19 protein-coding genes and 1 tRNA gene are annotated in these 23000 nt (G+C 68.0%); 16 read left to right on the forward strand and 4 right to left on the reverse strand.

Features of this window, described 5'->3' with window-relative positions:
* The first annotated feature begins 66 nt into the window (after positions 1-66).
* From ACIOSY_RS09315 to poxB, 7 genes are all read left to right on the forward strand, one after another.
* Positions 67-1446, forward strand: a complete 1380-nt coding sequence (locus tag ACIOSY_RS09315) for a flavin monoamine oxidase family protein (RefSeq protein ID WP_400852443.1) — start codon at positions 67-69, stop codon at positions 1444-1446.
* Positions 1443-2327 carry a universal stress protein gene (locus ACIOSY_RS09320; RefSeq protein WP_400852445.1) on the forward strand — a complete coding sequence of 295 codons (885 nt, stop codon included), beginning with the start codon at positions 1443-1445 and terminating at the stop codon, positions 2325-2327. Before ACIOSY_RS09315 ends, ACIOSY_RS09320 begins: the two co-directional genes overlap by 4 nt.
* On the forward strand, positions 2327-3868 hold the full coding sequence (locus tag ACIOSY_RS09325) for an APC family permease (protein ID WP_400852447.1): 1542 nt from the start codon (positions 2327-2329) through the stop codon (positions 3866-3868). The genes ACIOSY_RS09320 and ACIOSY_RS09325 overlap by 1 nt, the downstream gene beginning before the upstream one ends.
* Before the next feature lie 28 nt (positions 3869-3896).
* Complete coding sequence (locus ACIOSY_RS09330; protein WP_400852449.1) at positions 3897-5372, forward strand: NAD-dependent succinate-semialdehyde dehydrogenase; 1476 nt, start codon at positions 3897-3899, stop codon at positions 5370-5372.
* Between the two features lie 63 nt (positions 5373-5435).
* Positions 5436-6800 (forward strand): NAD-dependent succinate-semialdehyde dehydrogenase, encoded by a 1365-nt coding sequence (locus ACIOSY_RS09335; protein ID WP_400852451.1) that lies wholly within the window; start codon positions 5436-5438, stop codon positions 6798-6800.
* A gap of 375 nt (positions 6801-7175) precedes the next feature.
* Complete coding sequence (locus tag ACIOSY_RS09340) at positions 7176-8066, forward strand: endonuclease domain-containing protein (RefSeq protein WP_400852453.1); 891 nt, start codon at positions 7176-7178, stop codon at positions 8064-8066.
* A 215-nt stretch (positions 8067-8281) separates the two neighbouring features.
* Complete coding sequence (gene poxB, locus ACIOSY_RS09345) at positions 8282-10006, forward strand: ubiquinone-dependent pyruvate dehydrogenase (RefSeq protein WP_400852455.1); 1725 nt, start codon at positions 8282-8284, stop codon at positions 10004-10006.
* A gap of 112 nt (positions 10007-10118) precedes the next feature.
* On the opposite strand, the gene ACIOSY_RS09350 is transcribed toward poxB, so the two are convergent.
* Both ACIOSY_RS09350 and ACIOSY_RS09355 read right to left on the reverse strand, forming a co-directional pair.
* The gene (locus tag ACIOSY_RS09350) at positions 10119-12917 is read right to left on the reverse strand and encodes a hypothetical protein (RefSeq protein ID WP_400852457.1); all 2799 of its coding nucleotides are present in this window, start codon (positions 12915-12917) and stop codon (positions 10119-10121) included.
* Between the two features lie 32 nt (positions 12918-12949).
* Positions 12950-14782: an HSP90 family protein gene (locus ACIOSY_RS09355; protein WP_400852459.1), complete on the reverse strand. Its 1833-nt coding sequence runs from the start codon at positions 14780-14782 to the stop codon at positions 12950-12952.
* 193 nt (positions 14783-14975) lie between these two features.
* Between ACIOSY_RS09355 and ACIOSY_RS09360 the strand changes: the two genes are divergently transcribed.
* The 3 genes from ACIOSY_RS09360 (at position 14976) to nusG (ending at position 16571) form a co-directional block, all read left to right on the forward strand.
* Positions 14976-15048, forward strand: a tRNA-Trp gene (locus ACIOSY_RS09360).
* A 39-nt stretch (positions 15049-15087) separates the two neighbouring features.
* Positions 15088-15360, forward strand: coding sequence for a preprotein translocase subunit SecE (gene secE, locus ACIOSY_RS09365; RefSeq protein WP_400852461.1), 273 nt, complete (start codon positions 15088-15090; stop codon positions 15358-15360).
* Between the two features lie 146 nt (positions 15361-15506).
* Positions 15507-16571, forward strand: a complete 1065-nt coding sequence (gene nusG / locus ACIOSY_RS09370) for a transcription termination/antitermination protein NusG (RefSeq protein ID WP_400852463.1) — start codon at positions 15507-15509, stop codon at positions 16569-16571.
* 79 nt (positions 16572-16650) lie between these two features.
* Here the strand turns inward: nusG and ACIOSY_RS09375 are convergent, their stop codons facing one another.
* A complete protein-coding gene (locus ACIOSY_RS09375; RefSeq protein ID WP_400852465.1) occupies positions 16651-17271 on the reverse strand; it encodes a hypothetical protein in 621 nt (206 codons plus the stop codon).
* A 240-nt stretch (positions 17272-17511) separates the two neighbouring features.
* Here ACIOSY_RS09375 and rplK point away from each other — a divergent pair, with 240 nt between their 5' ends.
* The 6 genes from rplK (at position 17512) to ACIOSY_RS09405 (ending at position 22311) form a co-directional block, all read left to right on the forward strand.
* Entirely contained in the window at positions 17512-17943 is a 432-nt protein-coding gene (gene rplK, locus ACIOSY_RS09380) for a 50S ribosomal protein L11 (protein ID WP_053097443.1), read from the forward strand.
* A gap of 11 nt (positions 17944-17954) precedes the next feature.
* Entirely contained in the window at positions 17955-18641 is a 687-nt protein-coding gene (rplA, locus tag ACIOSY_RS09385; RefSeq protein WP_400852467.1) for a 50S ribosomal protein L1, read from the forward strand.
* A gap of 195 nt (positions 18642-18836) precedes the next feature.
* A complete protein-coding gene (locus ACIOSY_RS09390) occupies positions 18837-19811 on the forward strand; it encodes a hypothetical protein (RefSeq protein ID WP_400852469.1) in 975 nt (324 codons plus the stop codon).
* A gap of 204 nt (positions 19812-20015) precedes the next feature.
* Complete coding sequence (locus tag ACIOSY_RS09395) at positions 20016-20837, forward strand: amino acid ABC transporter substrate-binding protein (protein WP_400852471.1); 822 nt, start codon at positions 20016-20018, stop codon at positions 20835-20837.
* Between the two features lie 3 nt (positions 20838-20840).
* Positions 20841-21506 (forward strand): amino acid ABC transporter permease, encoded by a 666-nt coding sequence (locus ACIOSY_RS09400; RefSeq protein WP_400852473.1) that lies wholly within the window; start codon positions 20841-20843, stop codon positions 21504-21506.
* Positions 21493-22311 (forward strand): amino acid ABC transporter ATP-binding protein, encoded by an 819-nt coding sequence (locus tag ACIOSY_RS09405; protein WP_400852475.1) that lies wholly within the window; start codon positions 21493-21495, stop codon positions 22309-22311. Before ACIOSY_RS09400 ends, ACIOSY_RS09405 begins: the two co-directional genes overlap by 14 nt.
* Positions 22312-22326: 15 nt before the next feature.
* Here the strand turns inward: ACIOSY_RS09405 and ACIOSY_RS09410 are convergent, their stop codons facing one another.
* Positions 22327-22989 carry a LysE/ArgO family amino acid transporter gene (locus tag ACIOSY_RS09410; RefSeq protein ID WP_400852477.1) on the reverse strand — a complete coding sequence of 221 codons (663 nt, stop codon included), beginning with the start codon at positions 22987-22989 and terminating at the stop codon, positions 22327-22329.
* Between the last annotated feature and the right edge of the window lie 11 nt (positions 22990-23000).

Below are 23000 nucleotides of genomic sequence, written 5' to 3' on the forward strand. Positions count from 1 at the left end.
GTCCGGTCGCGACCTTGATCGGGGGATTACAGGTCGCGACCGGCACTTCCAACAAAGGAGTTGTACATGGCTGAGATCACTCGTGACGTCCTGATCATCGGTGCCGGAGCTGCAGGGCTCACGGCGGCGAACGACCTGCGCAAGGCGGGGCTCTCCGTCGCCGTCCTCGAGGCGCGCGACCGTGTGGGCGGACGCCTGTGGACCGACGTCATCGACGGCGCCATGCTCGAGCTCGGCGGCCAGTGGGTCTCGCCCGACCAGCAGGCCCTCATCGACACGATCGACGAGCTCGGGCTCGAGACGTACAGCCGCTACCGCGAGGGCGACAGCGTGTACGTCGGCCCCGACGGGAAGACCTCCCGCTTCACCGGCGAGATGTTCCCCGTGTCGGCCGAGACCGAGAAGACGATCGCCGACATCACCGAGCGTCTCGACGCGATGGTCGCCGAGATCGACCCGGATCGCCCCTGGGAGCACCCGAAGGCGGCCGAGTGGGACATCGTCACGTGGGATGCCTGGCTGCGGCAGCAGACCGACGACGACGAGGCCGTGCGCAACCTGGCCTTCGCCACGGGTTCCGCCATGCTCACCAAGCCGACGCACTCCTTCTCTCTTCTGCAGTCGCTGCTGATGGCGGCATCCGCCGGTTCGTATTCGCACCTGGTCGACGCCGACTTCATCCTCGACAAGCGCGTCGTGGGTGGCCTGCAGCGCGTGCCGATCCTGCTCGCCGAGCGCCTGGGCGACGATGTCTTCCTCAACCAGCCCGTGCGCTCGCTCGAATGGGGCGACACCGGTGTGGTCGCGACGACCGACGACCTCACCGTCAGCGCCCGCTTCGCGATCCTCGCGCACGCCCCGGTGCTCTACAGCCGCATCTCGTTCGTGCCGCCGCTGCCGCGTCGCCAGCACCAGCTGCACCAGCACCTGTCGATGGGCTTCGTGATCAAGGTGCACGCCGTCTACGACCGTCCGTTCTGGCGCGAGCAGGGTCTCAGCGGCACCGCCTTCAGCCCCTACGAGCTCTCGCACGAGGCCTACGACAACACCAACCATGGTGACGAGCGCGGCACCCTGGTGGGCTTCGTCTCCGACGCGAACGCCGACGGCGTGTTCGAGCTCTCGGCGGAGGAGCGCAAGGAGCGCATCCTCGAATCGCTCTCGCACTACTACGGTCCCGAGGCGAAGAACCCGGTCGTCTACTACGAGAGCGACTGGGGCACCGAGGAGTGGACCCGCGGCGCGTACGCGGCAAGCTTCGATATGGGTGGCCTGCACCGCTACGGCGCAGACCTGCGTGCGGCCGTCGGCCCGATCCACGTCGCGTGCAGCGACATGGCGGGAGCCGGCTACCAGCACGTCGACGGCGCCATCCGCATGGGACACCTGGTCGCGACGAACATCATCGACGCCGGTCGGGCCGCCACGGCAGCGAGCGGCGCATGACCTCCGCTATCGTCGTCGGCTACACGGCGACGGATGCCGGTGCGGATGCCGCGGCCCTCGGGGCGCGCATCGCACGCAGCATCGGGGCGACCCTCCACCTGGTGATCGTGCTCCCCGCCGAGGGGACGCGCAGCCCGGTGGTGCCGCCGGAGCGCGCCTACGAGGACCACATTCGGGCGCAGGCGAAGAAGTGGCTCGAAGACGCGATCCTGCGTCTTCCGCACGACCTCCCCAGCCGCGGTCACGTGCGCATCGCCGAGTCGTTCGCCGAAGGGCTGCTCGCTGCGGGTGAGGAGTTCGACGCCCGCCTGATCGTCGTCGGTGCCGCCGGCGACAGCATCTTCGGCCGTCACCGCCTCGGCAGCGTCGCCTCCGAGTTGCTGCACTACTCGACGATCCCGGTCGCCCTCGCTCCGGCGGGCTCCGCCACGCAAGACGACCACGTCATCCCGCGGGTGACCGTCGCGGTGGGCCAGCGGCCCGGCGCCGAGGCTCTCCTCGACGAAGCATCCGCTCTCGCCGCCGAGAGCCGGGTCGATCTGCGACTGGTGTCGCTGGTGCCCTTCGACGTGCCACCGGGTCTCGACACCGGCGCCATCCGCGTGGTGGGCAACGCGCACGCCCACGACGTGCTCGCCGTCGCCAAGGAACTCCTTCCCGACGGCCTCGGCGCCATCGTCGAAGAGGCTCCGGGCGAAAGCGTCGAAGACGCCGTGTCGAACCTCTCCTGGCTCCCGGGCGAGGTCATTCTCGTCGGCTCCAGCAGGCTCGCACAGCCGCGACGCCTCTTCCTGGGCTCCACCGCAGCGAAGATGCTGCACGTGCTGCCCGTTCCCATGATCGTCGTCCCGCGCACGCGCGGTGAAGCAGGAGACCGCTGATGAGCAGCACCGATCGGGCGACGGAGCCCGAAGCCGTAACCACCGGCATTTCCAGCAAGGGTCTGAGCGCCGGAACGATTGGACTGCTCGGCGCGATCGTCATCGGCATCTCTTGCATCGCCCCGGCGTACACGTTCACCGCGGCGGTCGGCCCCACGGCATCCACCGTCGGCCCGCAGATCCCCGCGATCATCCTCGTCGGCTTCATCCCGATGCTGCTCGTCGCCTTCGGATACCGCGAGCTCAACAACCGCATGCCCGACTCGGGCACGTCGTTCACCTGGGCGACCCGGGCGTTCGGCCCCTGGATCGGCTGGATGGCCGGGTGGGGACTCGTCGTCGCGACGATCCTGGTGCTCTCGAATCTCGCCGGCATCGCCGTCGACTTCCTGTTCCTGCTCATCTCGCAGATCACCAACAACCCCGACATCGCCGAACTCGCCAGCGTCACCTGGATCAACATCGGCGTCTGCCTGCTCTTCATGCTGGCGGCGACGATGATCTCGTACCGCGACATGCAGACCACGCAGAAGCTGCAGTACTGGCTCGTGAGCTTCCAGATCCTCGTGCTGGTGTTCTTCGCCGGTGCGGCGATCGTGCAGGCGGTCAGCGGCAACGGCTTCGACTACCAGCCGTTCGACCTGAACTGGTTCAACCCGTTCGCGATCTCGTCGTTCAGCGCGGTCGCCGCCGGACTCTCGCTCTCGATCTTCATCTTCTGGGGGTGGGACGTCACCCTCACGATGAACGAGGAGACCAAGGATCCCGAGAAGACACCGGGCCGTGCGGCCACGGCCACAGTCATCACCATCGTCACGCTGTACCTGCTGCTCGCGGTCGCGATGATCATGTTCGCCGGCGTCGGCACGGGAGAGCTGGGTCTCGGCAACGAGAACATCCAGGAGAACGTGTTCTTCCACCTCTCCGGCCCCATCCTCGGACCGCTCGCCTTCCTCGTCTCGCTCGCCGTGCTCACCAGCTCCGCGTCGTCGCTGCAGTCGACGTTCGTGGGCCCGGCGCGCACGCTCCTCGCCATGGGGCACTACGGCGCGCTGCCGAAGTCGTTCGCGAAGGTCAGCCCGCGGTTCTTCACCCCGGGCTACGCCACCATCGCCTCGGCCATCGTCGCCTCGGCGTTCTACGCCGTGATGCGCGTCGTCAGCGAGAACACCCTGTGGGACACGATCCTCACGCTCGGCATGATGATCTGCTTCTACTACGGCATCACCGCGTTCGCCTGCGTCTGGTATTTCCGCAAGCAGTGGTTCGACTCGGTGCGCAACGTGTTCTTCACCTTCCTGTTCCCGCTCATCGGCGGGCTCATCCTGGCCGTGCTGTTCGTCACCACGCTGATCGACTCGATGGACCCGGCCTACGGCTCGGGTGCGCAGATCGGTGGCCTCGGCATCGTCTTCATCCTCGGCATGCTGATCATCGTCGTCGGCATCGCCGTGATGATCTGGAACGCCATCAAGCGTCCGGCCTTCTTCCGCGGCCAGACGCTCAGCATGGACGCCCCGGCCAGCCTCCGCCGTCGCTGAACCCCGCCCTCCTCAGAGAAAGAGAATCATGACCTCGCAGATCGCACCCGCTGAGCAGGCGCTGCTCGACAGCATCCCCACCGGCCTCTTCATCGACGGACAGTGGACGGATGCCGAGACCGGCGGCACCTTCGATGTGACCGACCCCTCGACCGGAGCGGTCATCCGCACGATCGCGGACGCGACGCCGGCCGACGGCATCCGCGCCCTGGATGCGGCGGTCGCCGCACAGGAGTCGTGGGCGGCGACGGCACCGCGCGTGCGCAGCGAGATCCTGCGCCGGGCGTTCGACCTCGTGCAGCAGCACAAGGAAGACCTGGCGCTGCTGATGACGCTCGAGATGGGCAAGCCGCTCGCCGAGGCGCGCGGCGAGGTCGTCTACGGTGGCGAGTTCCTGCGCTGGTTCAGCGAGGAGGCCGTGCGCATCAGCGGCCGCTACGGCATCAACCCCGAGGGCACCGGCCACATGGTCGTCTCGCAGCGCCCCGTGGGCCCGTCGTTCTTCGTGACGCCGTGGAACTTCCCGTTCGCCATGGCGACGCGCAAGATCGCCCCCGCCCTCGCCGCCGGGTGCACCGTGGTCATCAAGCCCCCGGCCCTCACGCCGCTCACGACCATCTTCTTCACGAAGCTGCTCGAAGAGGCAGGGCTGCCCAAGGGCGTCGTCAACGTCGTGCAGACGTCGAAGTCGAGCGCTCTGTCGGCCCCGATCATCGCCGACCCGCGCCTGCGCAAGCTGTCGTTCACGGGCTCGACCGAGGTCGGCCGCAAGCTCATCGCGCAGGCCGCCGAGGGCGTGCTGCGGGTGTCGATGGAGCTGGGTGGCAACGCCCCGTTCGTCGTCTTCGAAGATGCCGACCTCGACAAGGCCGTGGAGGGCGCGCTGCTGGCGAAGTTCCGCAACATCGGCCAGGCCTGCACGGCGGCGAACCGCTTCATCGTGCATGAGGACGTCGCCGACGAGTTCGCGCGTCGCATCGCCGAGCGCGTCGAGGCCATGAAGATCGGCCGCGGTACCGAAGACGGCGTCGCGATCGGACCGCTCATCGATGCGGATGCCGTCGCGAAGGCCGAAGAGCTCGTCGGCGATGCCGTCGAGCGCGGTGCGAAGCTTCTCGCCGGCGGCAACGCCCTCGAGGGTACGGGCACGTTCTACGAGCCCACCGTGCTCACCGATGTCGTGCCCGGCAGCGCCATCCTCCGTGAGGAGATCTTCGGACCGGTGCTCGCGATCTCGACGTTCTCCACCGAAGACGAGGCCGTGCGCCTCGCCAACGACACCGAGTACGGCCTGGTGTCGTACGTCTTCACCGAGAACCTGCAGCGCGGGCAGCGCATGATCGACGGCCTCGAGACCGGCATGATGGGTCTCAACGTGGGCGTCGTCTCGAACGCGGCCGCCCCCTTCGGAGGCGTCAAGCAGTCGGGTGTCGGCCGCGAGGGCGGTTTCGAGGGCATCCACGAATACCTGTCCACCAAGTACACGCTGATCCCGGTCTCCTGACACTCGGCGTGGGTCCCTGAGCTCGTCGAAGGGCCCCACGCCATCCAACCGAGAGGACTCGACATGACCGACTACGCCGTCATCAACCCCGCCACCGGAGAGACGCTGGCGTCTTTCGACACCTTCACGGATGCGCAGATCGAGCAGGCGCTCGTCGCCGCCGACGAGGCGCACCGCGAGTGGTCGCGCAGCTCCACCGTCGCCGAGCGCGCCGCGCTGCTGCGTCGCGCCGCCGAACTGCACCGCGAGCGACGTGAGCAGCTCGCCGACATCTTCGTGCGCGAGATGGGCAAGCCGCGTGAAGCCGCGCTCGGCGAGGTCGACTTCGCCGCCGATATCGCCAAGTACTACGCCGACCAGGCGGAGTCGATCATGGCCGACCAGCCGATCGCGATCCTCGGCGACGGGTCGGCGATCATCCGCCGCTCCTCGCTCGGGCCTCTCGTGGGCATCATGCCGTGGAACTTCCCGGCCTACCAGATCGTGCGTTTCGCGGCTCCGAACCTGATCGTCGGCAACACGATCCTGCTGAAGCCGGCCCCGCAGTGCCCCGAGTCGTCGACCGCGATCGAGGCGATCTACCACGACGCCGGGTTCCCGAAGGGCGCCTACCAGAACGTGCTCGCCACGAACGATCAGATCGCGACGATGATCGCCGATTGGCGTGTGCAGGGCGTCTCGCTCACCGGCTCCGAGCGGGCGGGTGCGGCGGTCGCCGAGATCGCCGGACGCAACCTCAAGAAGGTCGCGCTCGAGCTCGGCGGATCCGACCCGTTCATCCTGCTGTCGACCGACGACCTCGACGCGACCGTGCAGGCCGGCGTCGACGCACGTCTCGACAACAACGGGCAGGCTTGCAACGGCGCGAAGCGCTTCATCATCGTCGATGCGCTCTACGACGCCTTCGTCGAGAAGTTCACGGCGGCGATGGCGGCGGTCGAGGCATCCGATCCGACCCTCGACGACACGGTGCTGGGCCCGGTGGCCTCGCAGACGGCGGCCGAGAACCTGCAGAAGCAGATCGATCAGGCCGTCGAGCAGGGTGCGACGCTGCTGACCGGCGGCACCCGCGACGGCGCGTTCTTCGCTCCGACCGTGCTCGCCGACGTGACGCCCGCCATGAACGTGTACCGCGAAGAGCTCTTCGGCCCGGCCGCGGTCGTGTACCGCGTGGCCGATGAGGATGCGGCCGTCGATCTGGCGAACGACACGACCTTCGGTCTCGGCTCGTACGTCTACACGACCGACGCCGAGCAGGCCGAACGCGTCGCCGACAAGATCGAGGCCGGAATGGTCTACGTCAACCTCGTGCTCGCCGACAGCCCCGAGCTGCCGTTCGGGGGAGTGAAGCGCAGCGGTACCTCGCGCGAGCTCGGACACCTCGCCGCCGACGAGTTCGTCAACAAGAAGCTCATCCGCATCGGCTGAGCGTCTGCTCCTCTCGCTCTCGCTGAGGGGTCAGGAAACGCCGCCTTCCGCCCCGGGAGGCGGCGTTTTCCGACTCCTCACGGGTGTCGGAGCGTGGCCGCTCCCGCTGAGGGGTCAGGACATGCCGCTGCGTGAGCTGCGAACGTGGCGTGTCTCGACCCCTCGCGATGGCGCGAGACGCGGGGCGGGGGCGTGCGGGTGATTTCCCGTGAAGATGAGGGGTCGAGACACGCCGCTGAGAAGGGGCAGGACGCGGCATGTCGTGACCCCTCACGGCTCCTGCACCGTGTTGTTTCTGTCGGGGTTATGCACGACGCATGGGGTTGATCGACCTTGCGGCGCCCCGCTCGAGGGAAGCGAAGTCATGATCGGCGGATGCATCCATCGCCGCTCCCGATCGGAACACCTGCCGCGTTCACGGTTTCCGCGGGGCTGGCTCTCGGCATCACGTGTAAGCGGCTGCGCGCGAAGGACCTCAGCGCGCCGTTTCACGGGACTCGGGCGCGCATCGCGCTCGACGACGAAGAGCGGCTGCGTCTCCTCCTCGAGGCACTCCCCGCGCACGCCTTCGTGTGTGGGACCACAGCGGCGCTTCTCTGGGAGCTGCCGTTACCGCGGGCGGATGAGGCGGATGCGCGGGCACGCCCGCGGGTCGGCGTCGCCCGGCACGAGACGCGGATTCGTCGCGCCGGCGCATCGGGGCATCGGCTCGACGTCGGTGAGGATGATGTCGTCGTCATCGACGGGATTCGGGTCTTGGCGCCTGCGCGAGTGTGGATCGATGTCTCGCGAGTTCTGTCGCTGCCGCGCCTTCTCGCGCTCACCGACGCGATCATCAGTCGCCGGCATCCGCTCGCCACTTTCGATGAGCTGATGGTCATTCGCGAGCAGTTCGCTGGTGCCCGCGGTGCGAAGGCGAGGGAACGCGCTCTAGAACTGGCCGACGACCGAGCCGAGTCGCCGCGCGAGTCGATGGTGCGGCTGATCCTGATCGACGCTGGTCTGCCGAGCCCCCAATGCAACGTCGAGATTCGTGACGGGCGCCGGTTTGTCGCCCGTGTCGACATGCTCTATCCCGAGGCGCGCCTGATCATCGAATACGACGGCGACCATCATCGAGACCCCGATCAGTGGAGTCGAGATCAGATCCGTCGGGCAGAACTCGAAGCCCTCGGCTATCGCTACGTGACCGTCACACGCCGAGACTTCGATGATCCCGCGGCACTCGTCCGTCGCATCCGACGGTTGCTCGCCGCCTCCTCCTGATCTGAAGGGTCACAACACGCCCCATCACGGCTCGGGAGGCGGCGTGTGCTGACCCCTCACACCGGGCTCTCCGGGCGAGATCTCGTGAGAGGTCAAGACACGCCGTTCGGCCGCGGGTGAATGCGGCGTGTCCTGACCCCTCGCGGTCTCATGCGCGCCCAACATTCGACATTTGATCCAGGCCACGCACACGGCCGCGGGCGTAGGGTCGAAGCATGGCCAATGTCGCTGAGAACATCGTCAAGACACTCCACGCCAACGGGATCGACCGGGTCTACGGACTCCCGGGCGATTCGCTCAACGGATTCACCGACGCCCTGCGCAAAGACGGCACGATCCGCTGGGTGCACGTGCGACATGAAGAGGCGGCGGCCTTCGCCGCGGCTGCGGATGCCGCCACCACGGGTGACCTCGCGGTCGTCGCCGGATCGTGCGGCCCGGGCAACCTGCACCTGATCAACGGCCTCTACGACGCCAACCGTTCGCGCGTGCCCGTGCTGGCGATCGCCGCGCACATCCCCACGAACGAGATCGGTACGGGGTACTTCCAGGAGACGCATCCGCAGGAGCTGTTCCGGGAGTGCAGCGTCTACGTCGAGTACGTGGCCGATGCCTCGCAGATGCCGCGTCTGATGGAGATCGCGATGCGCGCGGCGATCGAGCAGCGCGGCGTGGCCGTGCTCGTGATCCCGGGCGACGTGGCGCTCTCCGACATCGCCGATGATCGCCACGTCGTGATCGAGCGCACCCGCCCGGTGATCGTGCCCAGCGGCGACGAGCTCGAGAAGGCCGCGACGCTGCTGAACGCGGCGAAGAAGGTCACGATCCTCGCGGGCGCCGGTGTCGAAGATGCGCATGACGAGGTCATCGCCCTCGCCGACGCGCTCGGAGCGCCGATCGTGCACGCGCTCCGCGGCAAGGAGTTCATCGAGTACGACAACCCCTTCGACGTGGGCATGACGGGCCTGCTGGGCTTCGCATCGGGTTTCCGGGCGATGGAGGCCGCAGACACCCTGCTGGTTCTCGGCAGCGACTTCCCGTACGAGCAGTTCTATCCCGAGAAGGCGACGACCATCCAGGTCGACATCCGCGGTTCGCAGCTCGGCAAACGGCATCCGCTCGACCTGGGTCTCGTCGGCGACGTGCGGGCCACGGCGGATGCTCTGCTCCCGCGTATCGCGCGCAAGGACGACCGCGGCCACCTCGACGACGCGCTCACGCACTATCGCAAGACGCGGGCGAAGCTCGACGACCTCGCGGTGCCGACCAAGGCGGGCCGTCCGATCCACCCGCAGTACCTTGCCAAGCTGCTGAACGACCAGGCCGCCGACGATGCGATCTTCACTGCCGACGTGGGCTCGCCGACCGTGTGGGCCGCCCGGTACCTGCACATGACCGAGAAACGCCGTCTCATCGGATCATTCACTCACGGTTCCATGGCGAACGCGCTGCTGCACGGCATCGGCGCCCAGGTCGCGCATCCCGGCAGGCAGGTCGTCGCGCTCGCCGGAGACGGCGGGCTGGCGATGATGCTGGGCGAGCTGATCACGCTCACCCAGAACGACCTCCCCGTGAAGACGATCGTGGTGAACAACTCGTCGCTCAACTTCGTCGAGCTCGAGATGAAGGCGGCCGGTTTCGTCACCTACGGCACTGACCTGAAGAACCCGAGCTTCGCGGCGATCGCCGAGGCGATGGGCATCTTCGCCCGCCGGGTCGAGAACAGCGAAGACCTGCCGGATGCCGTGGCCGAGGTGCTCGCGCACGATGGCCCCGCACTGCTCGACGTCGTCACCGAACGCCAGGAGCTGTCGATGCCCCCGGCGATCGAGGCGGCCCAGGTGAAGGGCTTCGCGCTGTACGCAATCCGCACGGTGATGTCGGGCCGCGGTGACGAACTGCTCGACCTCGCCAGGGCGAACTGGCGTCAGCTGTTCTGACTCTTCGTCTCGCTGCGCTCGCTCAGCGACCGGCGTTCGTCTCGCTGCGCTCGCTCAGGGACCGGCCTTCGGTTCCTGAGCGAGGAGCGCAGCGACGAGACGAAGGGCCCGCTCAGCTCTCGATGAGTGCGCGCACCTCGGCGGCCTCGCCGTGTCGGCCGAGACTCTCCAGCACGTCGCCGAGTTCGAGGGCGGCGACCTGTCGCAGTGGGGGGAACTCGCCGCTGTGCTCGAGGGCGCTGCGGTAGACGGCGACGGCGTCTTCGGCACGCCCGTCGCCGTTGAGCACCCGTGCCGCGAAGAGCTCGGAGCCGCCGGCGGAGCCGAGATCGCCGAGCGCTGCGAAGCCGTCGGCGGCGGTGAGAGCCGCGGCGACGGCCTCATCGACGCGTCCGAGCTGTGCGAGCGCCCGACCGCGCGAGTCGGTGACATCGGCGAGCAGCCAGCCGGCCTCGTGCTCGGTGGCGAGAGCGGCGACCTCGTCGAAGAGGGCGAAGGCTCGTTCGTCCTGACGGCCGCCGTAGGCCTGGCCGAGGTTGTGCAGCACGTCGACCAGTACGCCGACGGCATCCGGAGCGCGACGCACGATCTCGGCCGCCGATTCGAGCAGCGCGATCGCGTCGTCGTTCTCGTCGAACCGCGCGAGGATCTTCGCCTGCTCGCTCATCGCGCTCGCCTGGTCGGCGTGCTCCTCGTCCTGCCCGAAGAGGTCGGCCGCGTAGCCGAAGGCTCCGACCGACTGGCCGTACTCGCCGGCGGCGCCGAGCGAGCGCGCGAGCAGCATGGCGGTGGCGGCGCGCGATGCGGGCGCGACCTCGGCCTTCTCCTCGCGTTCGAGCACGGTGCCGAACAGCTCGGCGGCTTCTTCCGCGTCTCCCGCCGAGAGCATGGCCCGGGCGAGGCGGAAGTCGACGGCGGTCGCGTCACCGCCGTCCTGCGCGACCATCCGCGACAGCACGCGGAAGCGTGTCACCGCCTTCTCAGGGTCGCCCGCGTCTTCCCACAGCGACCCGGCGAGCAGGTGCGCCGAGCCGAGGGCTCGCGTGGCGCCGAGGCCGGCGATCAGGCGGCACACCTCGTCGGCGTCGGCCGCTCCCTCGGCGAACTGCTCGCTCCCGCCGCGAATGCGTGCGCGCGTCTCGAGCGCGTGAGCACGGTGCCCGATGCTGAGGTCGTCCTGCGCGAGGAATCGGTCGAGCAGGACGGATGCCGCCTCGGTGTCGTTCCTGTGCAGCAGGGCCGAGATGGCGACGAGGGTGGTCGTGTTCGACAGGCGCACGTCGTCGGCCTCGGCGAAGGCACGGGCCGCCTTCTCGGCGAGGTCGAGCGCGGCATCCACCTGATCGGCCTGCAGATGCAGCGAGGCGCGGCTGAGGGCGAGGTCGCCGCGCGACCACGCGGGAAGACCCCCGGCAGCGGCGAGTTCGCGGTCGAGTGCGGCAGCGTCTTCGGGGGTGTTCAGGCCGAAGGTGGCCAGCCCCAGGCGCTCTTCGAGGTCGGCCTGCTCGGTCTTGCCGGCGGCACGGAGAGCGGCGATGCGCTCGGGCAGCAGCGCGCGGGCCTCATCGACGCGGTCGAGGGCGATGAGGATGCCGAGGCGCATCGACATGACCTGTGCGCGCTTCGCCGGGTCCTCGACCTCGAGTGCGCGGGGCAGGGCATCGAGCGTGTCGTGCTCGGAGCCGTACTGGGCGAGTTCCATCGCCCGCTGGTACCAGCCCTCGGCATCCGTCGGGGTCGATGGGGAGGGCTGGGCGACGAAGGCATCCGACCGGATGGGCACGTCGTAACTCTCGCGGCCGACCGCGCGCATGCGCTCGAGGCTGCGCGCATGACCGTCGGTGCCGTCGCGCTGGTCGAATTCAGCGGCGAGACGCTCGGCGGATGCCCAGGCGGAGGCGGCGAGATCGGCGGCGTTCCAGACGCCCTCGTGCGCACCGAAGAACGGGGCGAGCTCCGCGGAGTCGGCCCCGCGCACGGGGGTGTCGCCGTGGCCCGCGGCGGTGACGCGGTCGAGTGCGACGGCGAACGCCGACAGCGCCGCGAAGTGCGCGTCGACGTTGAGCCCGTCGTGCGCGAGCCAGGCGATGTGGCGCTCGACGAGGGCCAGGGCGCGGGCCTCATTGCCGGTGATCGCGGTGAACACGATGTTGTTGGCGACGATGCGCAGGTTATCGGGGTTGTCCTTCGCGAGGCGGTAGCTGCGCAGGTGCGCCGTCTTGGCCTCGTCACCGCGGCCGCTGCGCAGGTAGGGCACGAGCACGCGCGACAGGGCGTGCTCCGGCTCCTCACCGCACGAGAAGCCGCCCTCGATCATCTCTTCGACGAGGCGGATGGCATCGGCATCCCGCTCCGTCTCGGCGAAGAAGCCGGCGAACTGGCTGCGCCCGCAGGCGTCGCAGTGGCTGTGGTCATCGCGGGGCGTCGCCTCCAACTGCACGCGCAGCGCTTCGGCGTCGTCGAGGCGACCGGCGTCCCAGGCATCCTCGAAGCGGGCCGTCAGCACGCCGCTCAGGCCGAGGCCGCCCGTGCGATAGTGCGCCTCCATGTCGTCGAGTACGGCGGCGATCTGCTCCTGCGAGAACGCGGGTGACGAGCGCAGCGACGACGCCATCCACTTGAACTGCCACATCAGGTCGGCGCCGCCGTAGTCGAGGTCGGCGGGGAAGCGCTGCGGGTCGGCGTCGTGGCGGGCCAGGCACCAGGCGAACGAGTTCAGCATCACGTCGGTGGCGCCGCCCATGTTCGCCGAGGCCGTCTGCCGCATGCGGGCTTCGTACTCGAGCCGCTCGTCGCCGAGCTCGAGAGACAGGGTGACGGCCTCGGCGACGAGGGCCTGCTCCGCCGGACCCCAGGGGGTGCGATCGATCTCTTCGAGCAACTGCTGGAAGCGCTTCTTCGAACGTGCCATGGCGTTCCCTTCGTCAGGGGTCGGTCAGTGGATCAGCGCGGGGACTCGTCCGCGGGGCCGCCGAAGGGGAGGGTGTCCTCTTCGAGGCCGGCGGAGAGCGACACGAGATCGCTGAGGGCTGTGGTCATCAACGCCCGGTCGGCGTCGGTGAGCGGGTGGTGGCCGGCGAGAAGGGCCTGGATGTAGAGAAGCTGCAGGGTGCGTGCGAACACCGCATCGTCGTGCACGCGCACGAGCGCCCGCACCACGCGATTCGACCAGTTCAGGCAGAGCTTCGCGCTGAGGTCGTCATCGCGAGAAGCCGAGAACGACTGATCGATCTTGTCGAGCACGCCGCCCCAGAGCGACCCCGTGATGCCCTTCGTGCGGCCGCGATCGATCGCGCGCAGCACCTCGGGGTCGGCGACGTAGAGCCCCGTGAGCGCCGGGCGGTCGATCGAGCGCACGACGACGGAGCATCCGGATGCCGCGAGCACGGCGCTCGCGCGCGCCTCGAGTGCCACGGCCGCATCGCGGTCGTCGAGGGGTGGCGGGTCGAGGCGGTCGAGCTCGCTCGTGACATCGACCTTCTCGACGGTCACCTCGGGGTGCAGCTCGGGCAGCATCCGGATGAGGTCGGCGTCGTAGAGGTATCCGCCGTTGACGAGCACTTCGGATGCGGGGGAGATGCCCGCGACCTGGCGGAACTCGTCGACGGACTGCGCGTAGCGGATGTGCGGATAGCGCTCGACGAGGTCGCCGATGCGCATCGTGCCGTGCGAGGTCTCGACGCTCAGCCAGCGGGTGATGAACTGCGCCAGCTCTTCGTCGTGGCGCACGAGCGACTTCAATCCCAGCTCGTGGATCGCGACGAACTGGGCGAGGCGGTGCGGCTCGCGCAGACCCAGCTCGAGGATCCACCGACGGATGCCCGCGCCGAGCTGTTCGCGCACGCGTTCGAGCGCGGCATCCTCGACGAGCGATTCCCGGCTCGCGGTCGGCGCGAGTCCGGTCGAGTCGATCACCGCGCGCACGAAGAACGCCCATTCGGGGAGCACATCCGAGGCTCGTTCGGAGAGCAGCATCCGTCCCAGATACATGCGCGTCGCCTGCCGCGCGCCGGGCGGCGGCGCGTAGGGGAGCACGTAGGCGAGTCCGCGGGTGCCGGTGGCGGGCTCGTGCAGTTCGATCACGTCGAGGGGGCTCGCACCGAGCAGCTCGCGTCCGTACTGCACGGCCGTCTTGGGGGTGCCGTCGAGGAAGGGGGCCTCGTGGGTGATGTCGTCGTCGCCCGCCCCGCTGTCGATGGTCACTCGCACGGGGAGGAACTCGCCGAAGGCGGTCGCGAGTTCGCGCACGGCGGCCGGGCGGAGCAGATCGCCGGCGTCGAAGCGGGGAACGAGGTGCACGCTGGTGCCGATCGGCAGCTCTTCGTCGATCTCGGCGACCTGGAAAGTGCCGTCGGAGCTGCCCGTCCACTCGACGGATGCGCCACCCTTGGCGCTGCGGGAGCGGATCACGATCGTGTCGGCCACCATGAAGCAGCTGAGCAACCCGATGCCGAACTGGCCGAGGTAATCGCTGCGCGGCAGATCGAAGATGTCGCGCTTCGAGCTGCGACCGACCGTCGCCAGCAGATCGGCGACCTCGGAGGCGGTGAGACCCACGCCGTCGTCGCGCAGCACAAACTCGCCGTTCTCGGCGGTCAGCGGCGTGATGCGGATGTGCCCTCCGCCGCCGTCGACCTCGCGGCGGGCCGTGATGGCATCGCGGGCGTTCTGGAGCAGCTCGCGCAGATAGACGCGGGGGCTGGAGTAGATGTGTCGGCTGAGCAGGTCGACGACGCCGCGCAGATCGACCTGGAACTGCTGCACATCTACCGACATCGACGCCCCTCCCAGAGAATCCCCGCACCGAAGCCTACAAGAGCACGCGGGGTCGGCCCGGTTCGATCAGCGGCGACGGATGCCGTACACTGGGTGAGCAGTTTGTTCTCTGCATTCTTTCGCCGTGCCTCGGGTCTCCCGAACGCCGTTCCGTGACAGGATGGAGAGAGCACCCCGAGACCTTCCGGTCTCTAGGGCGGTAGCTCAATTGGCAGAGCAGCGGTCTCCAAAACCGCAGGTTGCAGGTTCGATTCCTGTCCGCCCTGCGCGTCAGCGCACGCTGACACACGAAAGGTACATTCAGGATGAGTCAGGACGAACCGCGCGGCGAAGTCATCGCGACTGGCGCTACTCGCGAGAAGAGCGGCAATGCCTTCTCCAGGTTCTTCGGGGGCATCGCCCTGTTCATCCGCCAGGTCATCTCCGAACTGCGCAAGGTCGTCACGCCGACCCGCAAGGAGCTGTTCAAGTTCACCGCGGTGGTGCTCGTCTTCGTTCTGATCGTCATGGGCATCGTCTACGGCTTGGACACTCTGTTCGCGTTCGTGACGCACTGGGTATTCGGAATCCCTGACTGATGACCTCTCCGCAGTTCGCGCCGCAGCCCGACCGATACGTCTCCGCGGCTCGCACGCGGTCTGACTTATACGTCTCCGCGGCACGCGCCGCAGTCTGACTTATTCGTCTCCGCGGCTCGCGCCGCAGTGAAATGGAAAGAAGTAACGTGTCTGAAAGATATTCCGACGACGCCGACTGGGCGCCCGCCGCAGAGCAGTCCAGCGAGGAAGACGAAGCCCAGGAGGGCAACGTCCTCGCGGGAGAAGAACTCGCATCGACGCCGGCCGAGCACGTGGCTCTGCACGTCGAAGACGAAGACGGCGATGACGAGTCCGCAGACGCAGACGACGACATCGAAATCGAAGACCCGGAGGCAGACGCCATCGTGAACGACGCTCTCAACCTGGACGAGGCGGCAGAGGCCGAAGCCGCCGCCGAGGTTCTCAACGACTCCGTGGCCGAAGAGACCGCCGAGCAGCAGGCTGCCGCGGCCGACGAGGTCGCCCCCTACGACGGTCCCGACGTGAACGGCGACGAAGACCGTCCGGCCGCCGACGTCGATGCGGACTCCGAGTCCGACGAAGAGGCTTCCGACGAAGACGCCGAGGAAGACCCCTACGAGGCTTTCCGCCTCGACCTGCGCATGCTCCCGGGCAAGTGGTACGTCATCCACTCCTACGCGGGCTTCGAGCGCAAGGTCAAGGCGAACATCGAGCAGCGCAAGTCGACGCTCGAGGTCGAGGACGAGATCTACCAGATCGAGGTCCCGATGGAAGATGTCGTCGAGATCAAGAACGGCCAGCGCAAGATGGTCACCCGCGTGCGCATCCCCGGCTACGTGCTGGTGCGCATGGAGCTCACGGAAGACACCTGGTCCGTCGTGCGTCACACCCCGGGTGTCACGGGCTTCGTGGGCAACGCCCACAACCCCACGCCGCTGCGCTTCGAAGAGGCCTTCAACATGCTGAAGTCGCTCGTCGAGGTCAAGGACATCCCGACCGCGAAGAACATCGCGTCGAAGGGTGGACTGGCCGTCGCTCGTCCGCTGCCGGCCGAGGTCGACTTCGAGGTCGGCGAGACCATCACGATCAAGGAGGGTTCGTTCGCGGGCCTTCCCGGTTCGATCAGTGAGATCAAGCCGGAGAGCGGCAAGCTCACCGTCCTCGTCTCGCTCTTCGAGCGCGAGACCCCGGTCGAGCTCTCGTTCGACCAGGTCACGAAGATGGTCTGACCCAGAACTTCGCAGAAAGAACGCCCCGCCGGTTCGTCCGGCGGGGCGTTCTGTGTTTAGGGGGAGCGTGCAGGCGAACTCAGTCGCGCTCGGCGGAGGCGACCATGGCCTTCACGAAGAAGGCGACGCTGTCTTCCGGGCCGTTCTCGACGCGCTTGAACGCCTTGCCGAGGGGGTTGGAGTAGTCGCCCTTCGGCCCGACGACGAGCAGGTCGAACGGGCTCCAGAGCGGAACGTCTTCGGGCTTGGTCGTCCAGCGGTATCCGTGCTTCCGCACCATGACCTCGCCGACGTAGAACCCAGCGGTGAGCACGGTCTCGGCGACGGCGTCGCTGCCGGGCTCCTCGAAGTTGCTCAGCACGCCGTCGACGGCAGCCAAGCTCTCGACGGTGTAGTCGAGAGTGATGCCGTCGATGTTCTGCACCGCATCGACGAAGGTCTGCGCGTGCGCTGCGGCGTAATCGACCTCGGGTGGATGCTGCAACCGCAGTCCGCGGCCGGAGAAGGCCGGGCCGCGCGGAGCATCCGTCTCACCAGGGATCGAACCGCGAGATGCATCCGTCCCGGCGATCTCGGCCGCGAGTTCGGCCTCGAGGTCGGTGCCACGGATGATCGACATCGCCGTCGTCGGCGGCGCCGCTTCCACCCGGGGCGCGGGTGGGGGAGTCGGGGTCTTCGGCTTGCGGCGGAACAGTCCCATTCGTGCTCTCCTTCTCGTGTCGCGGCTCGGCAGCCAGACCCTTTCACCCTGCCATCCGGTTCCGACATCTGCCTGAGAATGCCCGCGATCCGCCGGAGGTGCGGGCGGCGGCATCCATCCGGTAGACTCATATGGTTTGTGCGCCGTTTCTGCGTGCGCGCGAACAGCACCGCTGTCCGGAATAGCCGGATCGCGGGAGAGCGGATGCATCCGGCATCCGTTCGAGGAAAGGAAGAGGATATGGCACCGAAGAAGAAGGTGACCGGCCTGATCAAGCTTCAGATCAACGCTGGTGCAGCCAACCCGGCGCCGCCGATCGGCCCCGCGCTCGGTCAGCATGGCGTCAACATCATGGAGTTCTGCAAGGCTTACAACGCCGCGACCGAGTCGCAGCGCGGCAACGTCATCCCCGTCGAGATCACCGTCTACGAGGACCGCAGCTTCACGTTCATCCTGAAGACCCCGCCCGCTGCGGAGCTCATCAAGAAGGCTGCCGGCGTGCCCAAGGGCTCGTCGACGCCGCACACGGTCAAGGTTGCGAAGATCACCAAGGACCAGGTCCGTCAGATCGCCGAGACCAAGCAGGCCGACCTGAACGCGAACGACATCGAGGCTGCCTCGAAGATCATCGCCGGCACCGCCCGTTCCATGGGCATCACGGTCGAGGGCTGAGGAGAATAATCATGGCTAAGTCCAAGGCTTACAAGGCTGCCGTCGAGAAGATCGAGGCAGACCGTTTCTACACTCCCGCTGAGGCTGTCGCCCTGGCGAAGGAGACCGGCTCCGCGAAGTTCGACTCGACCGTCGAGGTCGCGCTGAAGCTCGCTGTCGACCCCCGCAAGGCAGACCAGATGGTGCGCGGCACCGTCATCCTGCCCCACGGCACCGGTAAGACCGCCCGCGTCATCGTGTTCGCCACCGGCCCCGCGGCCGAGGCTGCGATCGCCGCAGGTGCCGATGAGGTCGGCGGCGCCGAGCTCATCGAGAAGGTCGCCGCCGGCTGGACCGCGTTCGACGCGGCCGTCTCCACCCCGGAGCTCATGGGCCAGGTCGGTCGTCTCGGTAAGGTCCTGGGTCCGCGTGGCCTGATGCCGAACCCGAAGACCGGCACCGTGACCCCCAACACGGCCAAGGCCGTCGAGGAGATCAAGGGCGGAAAGATCGAGTTCCGCGTCGACAAGCACGCCAACGTGCACTTCGTCGTCGGCAAGGCCTCGTTCTCTGCCGAGCAGCTCAACGAGAACATCGATGCAGCGCTCGAAGAGATCGTGCGTCTCAAGCCGTCCAGCTCCAAGGGCCGCTACATCCAGAAGGGTGCGGTGTCGACCACGTTCGGCCCCGGCATCCCGCTGGACGTCAACGCCATCTGAGTGTGACTCTCTGAAACGCCCCCGGGTCCGCCCGGGGGCGTTTCTGCGTCCGCCGGGGTGCGTGCCCATCCGCTCCGGTAGCATTTTCTGTCGGTCTGGGGTGATCTTTCCGACAGAAAGTGCGACGGGAGCGGACAGTGGGCAGGGCTGTGGATAACGCCGACGACGGCTGCTCGAATCCGGAACAGTGAGCGGATGCTCTCACCACGCGACCTCCCGGCCTCGCTCGGCACCGTCTTTCACATCGCGGAAGCCGCAGCCCAGGGCGTCAGTCTGGAGCGGATGCGGCGTGCGGATCTCGTGCGCCCGTTCGCCGGCGTCCGCGTCCGCGTCCGCGTCCGCGACAGTGCACCCGCCGCTCTGGCCACGCACCATGATGACTTCGCACGACGCTCCCACGAGTTCCGGATGGGCGCGCTCGCATACGCGCCGAGGCTCCGTCCCGGGCAATTCTTCAGTCATGAGACGGCAGCCGCTCTGTGGGGCGCGCCGCTTCCGACCCCGGGCGACCGAGAAGGCGCAGCGCCGGTTCATGTGAGTGTCTTCGGGGATGCGCCGTTGCCTCGCGTCCGCGGCGTCATCGCGCACCGCGCGCGCGTCGAGACGTCGACGGTGCGTGTACTCGGCGGCGTTCCGGTGTCGTCTCCCGCGACGACGTGGGCGTCGCTCGGAACACTGCCGCTTTACGATGTCGTGGCGATCGGTGACTACCTCTGTCGGGTGTGGCGCATGGGCAGAGGTCGTCCGGATGCCGGTCGCGAGCCCCTTGCGACTCGCGACGAGCTCGCCGCGTCGATCGCGGCCGGCCGCCGCGTCGGCATCCGGCGCTTGCGGCAAGCGTTGACGATGGTGAGGGAGGACTCCTGGTCGCCGCGCGAGAGTCTCGTGCGATGCATCCTTCATGACTACGGTCTGCCCGAACCGAGCCTCAACATCGATGTCTTCGATGACGAGGGCAGCTTCTTGGGATGTCTCGACCTCGCGTTTCCGGAGCAGAAGGCAGGCGTCGAATATCACGGGCTCCTGCACGCTGCCACGTATGCGAAGGATGTCGAGCGGATGGCTCGCCTTCGCGCTGCTGGATGGACGATCATCGAGGTCACGGCAGAGTCTCTTCGCGACGAGGGAGCGCTGGTGCGTCGCATCCGGGCAGTACTTCGGGGCCGCTGACTGCCGCTCCGGTCGCACTTTCTGTCGGCTTGGAGGGTTCTTTCCGACAGAAAGTGCGACGGGAGCGGCTCTGCACCCGCGATATACCGAACGAAATGCGGCGTCATCGGATGCTGTCGCCACGCCCGCGCCGCTTACTGTGGGGGAGTTCCCGCGGCGGTCGCGTAAAATCGCCCCGCACGCTTTCACCCCAGGAGGGTCTTCATGTCTCGTCGCTTCATCGCCGTCACCGCACTCGTCGTCGCAGCCGCAGCGCTCACCGCCTGCAGCGGGACGAGCGCACCGGAGAACTCCGCAGGCAGCGGCGAGAGCTCCGAGGTATCCGACTTCGGTCTCGTCAAGGACGGCACGCTCACGGTCGGCACCGAGGGCACGTACCGCCCCTTCAGCTTCCACGCCGACAACGGCGCGGGCGAGCTGACCGGCTACGACGTCGAGATCATCGAGGCCGTAGCCGACAAGCTCGGCCTCGAGGTGCAGTTCGAAGAGACGCAGTGGGACGCGATCTTCGCGGGTCTGGATGCCGGTCGCTTCGATGTCATCGCGAACCAGGTGACCATCAACGACGAGCGCGAGGAGAAGTACCTCTTCAGTGACGCGTACACCGTCTCGCCCGGTGTGATCGTGGTGGCGGAAGACGACGACTCGATCTCGTCGTTCGCCGACCTCGACGGCAAGACCACGGCGCAGTCGCTCACCAGCAACTGGAACGACCTCGCCACCGAGTCGGGCGCGAAGGTCGAAGGCGTCGAGGGATGGGCGCAGGCCGTCGAGCTGCTGCGTCAGGGACGCGTCGACGCGACGATCAACGACAAGCTCACCTTCCTCGATTACGAGACGACGAACAGCCCCACGGGTCTGAAGATCGCCGCCGAGACCGACGACGCCGGCGAGCAGGCGTTCGCGTTCACCACGGACAAGGAATCGCTCGTCGAGGCCGTGGATGCCGCACTCGAAGAGTTGCGCGCCGACGGCACCCTCGCCGAGATCAGCGAGAAGTACTTCGGCGAAGACGTCTCGCAGTAGCCGATGGAGAACCCCTGGCAGCTGTTCCTCGATTCGCTCGGGCCCATCGCCCTGGCGGGTCTGACGGCTACGGTACCGCTCGCGCTGGCATCGTTCGCGCTGGGGTTGTTGATCGCGGTCGGGATCGCCCTGATGCGGATCTCGGTGAACCCGCTCCTGTCGGGGATCGCCCGGTTCTACATCTCGGTGATCCGCGGCACTCCGCTGCTCGTGCAGCTGTTCGTGATCTTCTACGGCATGCCGTCGATCGGCATCATCATCGACCCGTGGCCGAGTGCGATCATCGCGCTCTCGCTCAACGTGGGCGGTTACGGCGCCGAGGTGGTGCGTGCGGCGATCCTGTCGGTGCCGCAGGGGCAGTGGGAGGCCGCGTACACGGTGGGCATGAACCGCACCCGCACGTTGACGCGCATCATCCTGCCGCAGGCCGCGCGGGTGTCGGTGCCGCCGCTGTCGAACACGTTCATCTCGCTCGTGAAGGACACGTCGCTCGCTTCGTTGATCCTGGTCACGGAGCTGTTCAAGGTGGCGCAGCAGATCGCGTCCACCACCTACGAGTTCATGGTGCTCTACCTGGCGGCAGCGCTGGTCTACTGGGTGTTGTGCCTGGTGCTGTCCCTGGGGCAGGGCGCCCTCGAGAGGAGACTCGACAGCCGTGTCGCTCACTGACCCCCTCGCAGCACCCCCGGCGGCGGAGGCTCTTCTCACCGCCCGCGGCCTGCGCAAGAGCTTCGGAGACAACGAGGTGCTGCGCGGCATCGACCTGACGCTCCACCGCGGGGAGGTCGTCGTGCTGATCGGACCGAGCGGCTCGGGCAAGACGACGGTGCTGCGTGCACTCAACGGGCTCGAGACGCCGGATGCCGGCACGATCGTCGTCGAGGGCGGTCCGGACATCGACTTCGCCCAGGCGGCGACGACGAAGCCGAGCATCCGGAAGCAGAAGCGCCTCGCCCTGCGGGATCGTTCGGCGATGGTGTTCCAGCACCACAACCTGTTCCCGCACCTCACCGTGCTCGAGAACGTCATCGAGGGTCCGTGGCGCGTTCAGGGTCGCCCCAAGGACGAGGTCGTCGCCGACGCTCTCGTGCTCCTCGATCGGGTGGGCCTGAGCGACAAGGCGGATGCTCGTCCGCATCAGCTCTCGGGTGGTCAGCAGCAGCGTGTCGGCATCGTTCGCGCCCTGGCGTTGAAGCCCGACCTGCTGCTGTTCGACGAGCCGACGAGCGCCCTCGATCCCGAACTCGTGGGCGAGGTGCTCCTGGTCATCAAGGAGCTCGCCGACGAGGGATGGACCATGGCGGTCGTCACGCACGAGTTGAGCTTCGCCCGTGAGGCGGCCGACCACGTGCTCTTCATGGACGGGGGAGTCGTCATCGAGCAGGGCGCGCCCGCGCAGCTGTTCAGCGCCCCGCAGCACGAGCGCACGCAGCGGTTCCTCACGCGCATCATGCGGCCGATGGACGGCATCTGACCGTCTCCGTGCGATTCAGCCGCCCAGCACCGGCAGCACCAGGCTGACGGCGAGCGAGATCATCACGACGGCGATGAGGGCATCCAGGATGCGCCAGGAGCGCGGCGTGCGCAGCCACCGTCCGAGGTAGCGCGCCCCGAAGCCGAGGGCGGTGAACCACAGGATGCTCGCCGCCACCGCTCCGGCGGCGAACAGCCAGCGCTCCTCACCGTGCGTCGCGGCGATCGAGCCGAGCATGAGCACCGTGTCGAGGTAGACGTGCGGGTTCAGCCAGGTGAGGGCGAGCACGGTGAGCACGACGGGTGCGAGTGCGGTGCGGGAGACCGTGGCGGTGCCCGCTCCGCGTGTGTCGGTCGCGGTGCCGGGCGAGGGTTCGGAGGCATCGAGCGCCTGTCCCTCGCCGCGCCGGGCCCGGCGGGCGGCGAGCAGACCGTAGGCGAGCAGGAACAGCGCGCCCGCCCACCGCGCGACGACCACGAGCCAGGGGGCGGCCGCGATCACGAAGCCGAGTCCTGCGACGCCGGCGATGATGAGCGCGGCATCCGAGAGCGCGCAGATGACGACCACGACGAGCACATGCTCACGACGGATGCCCTGGCGCAGCACGAAGACGTTCTGAGCGCCGATCGCGACGATGAGCGAAAGGCCGAGGCCGAGGCCGGAGAGCACGGAGAGCATGTTCTCAGCGT

The sequence above is a fragment of the Microbacterium sp. NPDC087665 genome (genome assembly GCF_044743285.1).
Classification (GTDB): domain Bacteria; phylum Actinomycetota; class Actinomycetes; order Actinomycetales; family Microbacteriaceae; genus Microbacterium.